Origin of the sequence: Wolbachia endosymbiont of Nasonia vitripennis (assembly GCF_048054115.1) — a bacterium.
In the GTDB taxonomy this organism is placed as follows: Bacteria; Pseudomonadota; Alphaproteobacteria; order Rickettsiales; family Anaplasmataceae; genus Wolbachia.
On record NZ_JAFEVF010000038.1, the window covers coordinates 1 to 7,330 of the forward strand.

A 7,330-nucleotide genomic window follows, 5' to 3' on the forward strand; every position below is an offset into this window, starting at 1 on the left:
TTGCAAGTTCTAGCAATCCCAACTTTGGTTTTAGTATTTTTTCTTGTGTTGTATTCATATCTGACACTCCTTTAAAACTTGTCTATATTTTTATCTTACTTTGTTTGCTTGTCAGATCAAGTCTAAACTATTACAATTCAAGTCAACTCTTTTCTTGTCATCCCAGTGCCTAGACACTGGGATCCAGAAAACTTCACTTTAAATGAGTGCATTAGATTGTCTTTATATAGATGCCAGTGTCAGCTACTCGGATGAAATTCATTTAGTTGTCTTTTCTCATCTACCTTACCACTTTCTTGAACGGATACCATTAGCCATTCCCCTGAATAGATACAACAAATGTTGTATCTTTATCACTTCACATACATTATTCCATATACTATATGAACAACTGAAAAAAACTTCAGTTAATTGACAATGAATCACGTTATTTTGTCAAGTGCGCTGCTATCGCCAAACCATAGCTTAGCTTGAGTGGCTGAGGAGGGATTTGAACCCCCGACCAAGAGATTATGATCCTCCTGCTCTACCACTGAGCTACTCAGCCTAATTAAAAACCTTGCTATATATGTAATCTATATGTTTCATATAATACTTCAAATCAAACAAAGACTCAAGTTTTTCAGAGTCAATAATTCCATGCAAGGATTTATCTTGTTTCAATTCGAACAGAAAATCACTGTTATCTTGCTTTACTTTCATTGCATTATTCTGAACAATTTTATATGCCTCTTCCCTCGCCAAACCACTATTTACCAACTCGAGTAATACTCGTTGTGAAAAAACCAAGCCTTTTGAAGAATTTAAGTTCTTTTCAATGTTTTCCTTATTGATCACCAATTTATCTATCAAATCTGTTAATCGTACTAAAGCAAAATCCATTGCTATACAAGCATCAGGAGCAATGCATCTTTCCACAGACGAGTGCGATATATCTCGTTCGTGCCATAATGCAACATTTTCTAATGCAGGAAAAACATAGCTGCGTATTAAGCGTGAGAGCCCAGTCAAATTCTCACTTAAAATAGGATTACACTTATGCGGCATAGCAGAACTTCCCTTCTGACCAGTGGAAAAATACTCAGAAATTTCTCCAACTTCAGTTCTTTGCAAGTGACGTATTTCAACGGCAATATTCTCTATTGAACTTGCAATCACTCCTAAAACTGAAAAGAATATTGCGTGTCTATCACGAGGAATGACTTGAGACGATATGGTTTCAGGTATAAGTCCCATTTCTTTCGCTACATACTCTTCAACAAACGGATCAACATTTGAAAAATTACCTACTGCACCTGATATTTTACAAATCGAGATCTCTGTTTTCGCGCTAATTAATCTCTGATAATTGCGTTTAAATTCAGCATAAAATCTAGCAAATTTTAATCCAAGAGTTGTTGATTCTGCATGCATTCCATGACTGCGCCCAACACAAACAATATTTTTATAGTCCTCAGCCTTTTTTTTCAGTGCTGCAAGTATATTTTTTAAATTTTCGAGCAAAATATCACATGATTCCTTTAACTGAACCGCAAGGCATGTATCTAAAACGTCAGAACTTGTCATTCCATAATGAAGATAACGAACATCAACTCCCGCTTCTTCAGCAACATATGTTAAAAAAGCTATAACATCATGTTTTACAATGGATTCAATTTCGTTAATACGTTCAATATCAAATTCAATAACATCAGAGAGCTTCTGAGCAACACTATTTGGAATCACTCTTAACTCTGCTTGAGCTTCACACGCTAATTTTTCTATTTTGAGCCATATATTAAACTTATTTTTTTCTTCCCAAATGGAAGACATTTCTTTGCGGCTATAGCGTGGGATCATTTTTGATTTATTCCAATAATGGTGTCATTCCAGTGCATGACACTGGAATCCAGATATAAAAGTATTTGCAAATTATTCAATGGACAACGGATTCTAGAAGCATAAAATAATGTCCATGATGAAATAAACTGGATCCCAGTGTCACGCACTGGGATGACATGAGGGGAGCACTGGGATGATACCAGCTTAGCAATGGAAGACATTTCTTTACGACTATAACAAGGGATCATCTTTGATCAGCTATCATCACCATCAGTAGCTTCTTTACTCGCATCTTGCTCTGCCTCTTGTTGCTCAGATTTCTGATTTTGCAACTTTACTTGCCTCAATTCATGTGCATCTTTTTCAGATCTTACAACGTATATAGTAATTGGAACTATCACTTTACTATGTAATTCTATATTTACTTGATACTCGCCCAAATTTTTGATACTTATTCCACCAAAAGATAAACTATGATGACTTATATCATATCCTTCTTGTAATAAAGTTTTTGCAATTTCACGTGTGGTTACAGAGCCAAAAATCTTTCCATCCTCTGAAGCTTGCTTTATTAATATAATAAATTTATCATGCAGTGATGATGCAAGCACTTTTGCTGCATTTAATTTTTTGATATTTTCTTCTTCCAATAATAAACGCTGTTCCTCTAACTTTATTAAATTTTCCTTAGTGGCTTTCATCGCCTTTTTTTGTGGAAAAAGAAAATTACGGGCATAACCTGGCTTAACTTTGACAACTTCACCAAGCTTACCTAAAGTTGTTATATTTTCCTTTAAAATTATTAACATAAATTACCTAACTTTTTTAGTACAGTAAGGAGCAAGAGCTAAAAAGCGTGCTCTTATAATTGCTAAGCGCAACTTTCTTTGTTTTCTTGCGCACACACCTGTTAACCTTCTAGGTAATATTCTACCATAGTCAGAGGTGAATTTGGACAATAAATCTATATTCTTATAGTCTATGTCCTCATCTTTAGATGCAGTAAGAGGACAGACCTTAGGACGCCTAAAGCCAGTTCTGTTATTTACAGACACGTAAGAATTATTAAAACTATTTCGTCTTTTCATCATTATGCACTTTTCTCCTCAATTTGTTTATCCAGCATGTAAGATTTACCTTTAAAAAACTCATTAACCCGTACAGACAAGTGGCGAATAATATTCTCATTCAGTTTTACTCTACGCTCAAATTCATCCATAATGCTTGAAGTAAAACTTATACACATCATACAGTAATGACCACTTTTCATCTTATTTATTGGGTATGCAAAATCCAATAGACCCCAATATTCATATTTTATCAATCCTGAAGCTTCAATATTTTTCAAAAGCACTTCCAGCGTTTTACTCAATTGATTTGAGTCTACTATTTTAAAACTTTTTAAAACCTCTTGAAGGGGCTTTATTAGATGTTGTGAAATATTTTCCTTAAAAGCATTTACTACATTATAGATAAATGCACTTTTAGTGTTAGCTCCTGGAAGGTCCATAAAATTTTGTTTTATTCCCGTATCACTTAGTTCATTTTTCAATTCTTTATCGATTCTTGACTTTATTTCTTTTAAATTTGAAAAATCTTCTTCCAATTCAACCCATAAAATTTTTGTCAGAGTTTCCAAAAAATCAGAGTAAACAATCAGACTTTTTTTAATGCTTTCAGTACTTGCCTCTAGCTCTTGTTTTGTAACTGTGCTATGTTCTCTTTCTATGAGACCTTTAACCTCCTGAGAAATAACATCTGCTTTAATATTTTTCAACAAAATAGCCAATTCTTGGACCATTTCTTCTACTTCTTGCTGCAATAAGTTCGGTTGTGCTATAAAAGTAAATTCATAGAGATTCACTATATCTTCCTTTAATATCAATTAAACACTTTATTATATAAAACTTTTTTATATAAGCAAGTTATTTGTATTAATTTCTACGCCTTCAATCCAACTTAAGTGAGATATTTCATAAATAGCTTGGGGGGTGATTGAATATGTACCTGGCAACAAGATGCTGACTTTATGTTTTTTGAGAAGAAACTTTAGCATTATTTTGGTTTTGCCTCCATTTTTCAACACTGAATTCAACTCCTCAGCAACTTTTTGCGAGTCTGCACATACAGCAGTTAAAACTAATCCTTTCATTAGAGAAGTAACCTTTTCTGTAAATTCAGATATGTCCTTTCCTGATAGTCTCGTTGTGTTTTCTGAAATTTCAAGATCAATTATCACAAATGCTCCAGGTGAAAATAGATTCCTTTTTTCTTCTATTATTTCATTATTGTAGAATGCTATTTCAGAAACATTGTGAGGATCAGAAAGTGTTAGGATAACAAATCTTCCACGTTCTGAGGTTCTCATACGCACATTTAATATTGCACCAGCAGTTTTTATCGTCTTACTCTCTCCGATAAACCCAATATTTAATTTTTTCAAGAGAGTTCTAAACTTTTCAAGTGGATGATTAGTTAAGTAAAATCCCAATGAAAATAACTCATGCTCTAATTTTTCCTCTTCATTAAAATCTTCCACGTTCTCAAGTTTTGGCTTCAGAATATCAAGATTACCAAATAAAGCAGCTTGATTTGACTGCCTATTTTTATTTGCAAAGTAAATCAATGTGTCTATTGACTCGTATAACTGCTTTCTATTTTTGTGCACACTATCGAAAGCTCCAGATTTAATTAAGCTTTCTAGCGCCCTCTTATTTATCATATGACCAGAATTTTGAATAAATTCCCATATGTCCTTATAAGGTGCATTTACTATTCCTTCTGCTGTAGCAAAACCAACATTACGCAAAGCAGCAATTCCGTAGCGTATGTGCTCACCCTCTATTGAAAATTCAGCCTTAGATTTGCTGATATCAGGCGAAAGAACAGCAACTCCACTGAATTTTGCAGCATGATAAAACAAATTCAGTTTGTCTCTATCATCAATGTTGAGATTCATCAAGGCCGTAAAAAATTCTAGCGGGTAGTTAGCCTTAAGGTAAGCTGTTTGGTAAGATATAATCGCATATGCTGCAGCGTGGGATTTATTAAATCCATAACCAGCAAATTTTGCAACAAGATCAAAAATATAACTTGCCCTGTCGTAGTCAACACCATTCTTTGTTGCTCCTTGAACAAAAAGTTCACGTTGTTTATCCATCTCCTCTTTAATTTTCTTACCCATAGCACGTCTGAGTAAATCTGCTTCTGCGAGGCTATATCCAGAAAGAATACGGGCTATTTCCATCACCTGTTCTTGGTAGATTATTACTCCAAATGTTTCTTTTAACACCTCCTCAAGCAATGGATGAATATAATCTGGCTTTTCAAGCCCGTGTTTTCTTGCAATGTAAGTTGGAATGTTATCCATAGGCCCTGGGCGATAAAGAGAAATTAAAGCGATGATATCTTCAATGCAGTCTGGCTTTAGTTTGATTAAAGCTTCTCTCATTCCCGAACTTTCAAGCTGGAACACTCCAATTGCATCACCTTTTGAGAGCATTTTATAGGTTTTCTGGTCATTCAAAGGTAGTGAAGAAATATCTATTCTTTTTCCATCACGATTGATTAAACGACAGACATGATCTATTAGTGTTAAGGTGCCAAGTCCAAGAAAATCAAATTTTATTAACCCAGCTTTCTCTACATATTTCATGCTGTATTGAGTGATTGGCAGAGCTGAATTTGGGTCGTAGTAAATAGGAACAAAATTTTCTAATTTTTGATCGCATATCACGATTCCAGCAGCATGAGTTGAAACGTGACGGTATATTCCTTCAAGCTTTAGAGATATATCAAGAAGTTTGGCAATTACTTCATCACTATCCCTTTCTTTCTGAAGATTTTGATCAAACTCTATCGCTTGCGATAAAGTTACAGGATTTACTGGATTAAATGGAACCATTTTAGATATTTTATCCACTTGAGAGTAAGGCATTTGCAATACTCTACCAACATCACGCAATACTGCCCTTGCTTGCAATTTTCCAAAAGTGATTATTTGAGCAACATAACCGTACTTTTTCTGAACATAATCAATAACCAGGTCCCTTTTCTCTTGGCAGAAATCGATATCAAAGTCAGGCATCGATACACGATCAGGATTTAAAAATCTTTCAAAGATCAGACCAAACTTTATTGGATCAAGATCTGTAATTTGTAAGCTCCAAGCAACAATTGATCCAGCACCAGAGCCTCTTCCTGGACCAACTGGAATGCCATTTGCTTTGCTCCAACGAATGAAATCAGAAACTATCAAAAAGTAGCCAGCGTAGTTCATCGAAGTTATTACGCTTAGTTCGTAATTCAGCCGATCGTAGTATTGTTTAAGGTCTATGTCCGTTTCATTTGCAATGCGGAATTCTAATCCTGCAACTGCCTGCTCCCTCAGTTCTTCATTCTCAGTTTTATTTTCTCGACAAGGAAATTTAGGCAAGATAGGCTGCCTGCTTCTTGGCATGTAAGAGCACCGCTTAGCTATCACTGAAGTGTTATGAATTGCTTCGGGGATATCGCTAAATAGCTCCTCCATTTCTGCCACAGATTTGAAGTAATGCTCGGTAGTTAACTTCTTTCTGTTATTCTCCAGGGCATAACTGCCCTCTGATATGCACGTTAATATGTCATAAGCCTCATAGTCAGACTTATTTGGAAAAAACACATCATTCGTTGCAACTAGTGGTATATTGCGCTGATAAGCAAAATCTATTAAAGCTTCTTCAAGCTCTAGCTCTTTATTCAGCCCATGACGCTGCAATTCAACATATAAATGACCATCGAATGCTGAGAGCAGTCTTTTTATCGTTTCTTTATCTTGCTTCAATAACAGTTGAGCCAATATGCCGTCATATCCACCAGTTAAGGCGATTAGGCCTGAACTTAAATTTAATAGCTCATCAAAATCAACGTAAGGAATATCGCTGTTATTCTTGCGCTTTTTAAAAGACTCACTCACCAAGGTGACTAAATTAGTGTACCCTTGTTCATTTTTTGCAAGTAGGAGTATTGATAAATTTTGTTCTAAGTGTCGAACGATAATATTGCATCCTATTATTAGCTGTATTCCCCTACTTGCTGCATATTCTGCAAATTCAAGTGAGCCAAATAAGTTACCTGAGTCAGTAACTGCAACTGCCGGCATTTTGTTCTGCAAACAAAGACCAATCAGCTCCTCAATTTTAACCGAACTCTCAAGCAGAGAATAAACGCTATGAACACGCAAGTGTATGAACATAAAAAACTTTAGATTAGCAATAAAAGGATAACATTAATTTGCTCGTAGGGATATGAAAAGGTCTAACACTGAAATAACACCAAAGAGGCTATTTGAATCTAATTTACTATTCACAATCCCGGTTATTAGCTTGTTTTAAATTGTAATAGTTTAGACTTGATCTGACAAGCAAACAAAGTAAGATAAAAATATAGACAAGTTTTAAAGGAGTGTCAGATATGAATACAACACAAGAAAAAATACTAAAACCAAAGTTGGGATTGCTAGAACTTGCAA

Annotated in this window: 5 protein-coding genes and 1 tRNA gene; all 6 read right to left on the bottom strand. The window is 34.9% G+C overall.

What is annotated here, in order from left to right:
• Positions 1-475 precede the first annotated feature (475 nt).
• Positions 476-547, bottom strand: a tRNA-Met gene (locus JR053_RS04595).
• Positions 547-1,839 carry an adenylosuccinate lyase gene (gene purB, locus JR053_RS04600; protein WP_010402755.1) on the bottom strand — a complete coding sequence of 431 codons (1,293 nt, stop codon included), beginning with the start codon at positions 1,837-1,839 and terminating at the stop codon, positions 547-549. Before purB ends, JR053_RS04595 begins: the two co-directional genes overlap by 1 nt.
• Positions 1,840-2,075: 236 nt before the next feature.
• The gene (gene rplI, locus JR053_RS04605; protein ID WP_010402757.1) at positions 2,076-2,630 is read right to left on the bottom strand and encodes a 50S ribosomal protein L9; all 555 of its coding nucleotides are present in this window, start codon (positions 2,628-2,630) and stop codon (positions 2,076-2,078) included.
• Positions 2,631-2,633: 3 nt separating this feature from the next.
• Positions 2,634-2,912, bottom strand: a complete 279-nt coding sequence (gene rpsR, locus JR053_RS04610; protein ID WP_010402759.1) for a 30S ribosomal protein S18 — start codon at positions 2,910-2,912, stop codon at positions 2,634-2,636.
• On the bottom strand, positions 2,912-3,685 hold the full coding sequence (gene rpsF, locus JR053_RS04615) for a 30S ribosomal protein S6 (protein WP_029237619.1): 774 nt from the start codon (positions 3,683-3,685) through the stop codon (positions 2,912-2,914). Before rpsF ends, rpsR begins: the two co-directional genes overlap by 1 nt.
• A gap of 48 nt (positions 3,686-3,733) precedes the next feature.
• Entirely contained in the window at positions 3,734-7,054 is a 3,321-nt protein-coding gene (gene dnaE, locus JR053_RS04620; protein WP_010402764.1) for a DNA polymerase III subunit alpha, read from the bottom strand.
• Positions 7,055-7,330: the final 276 nt, after the last annotated feature.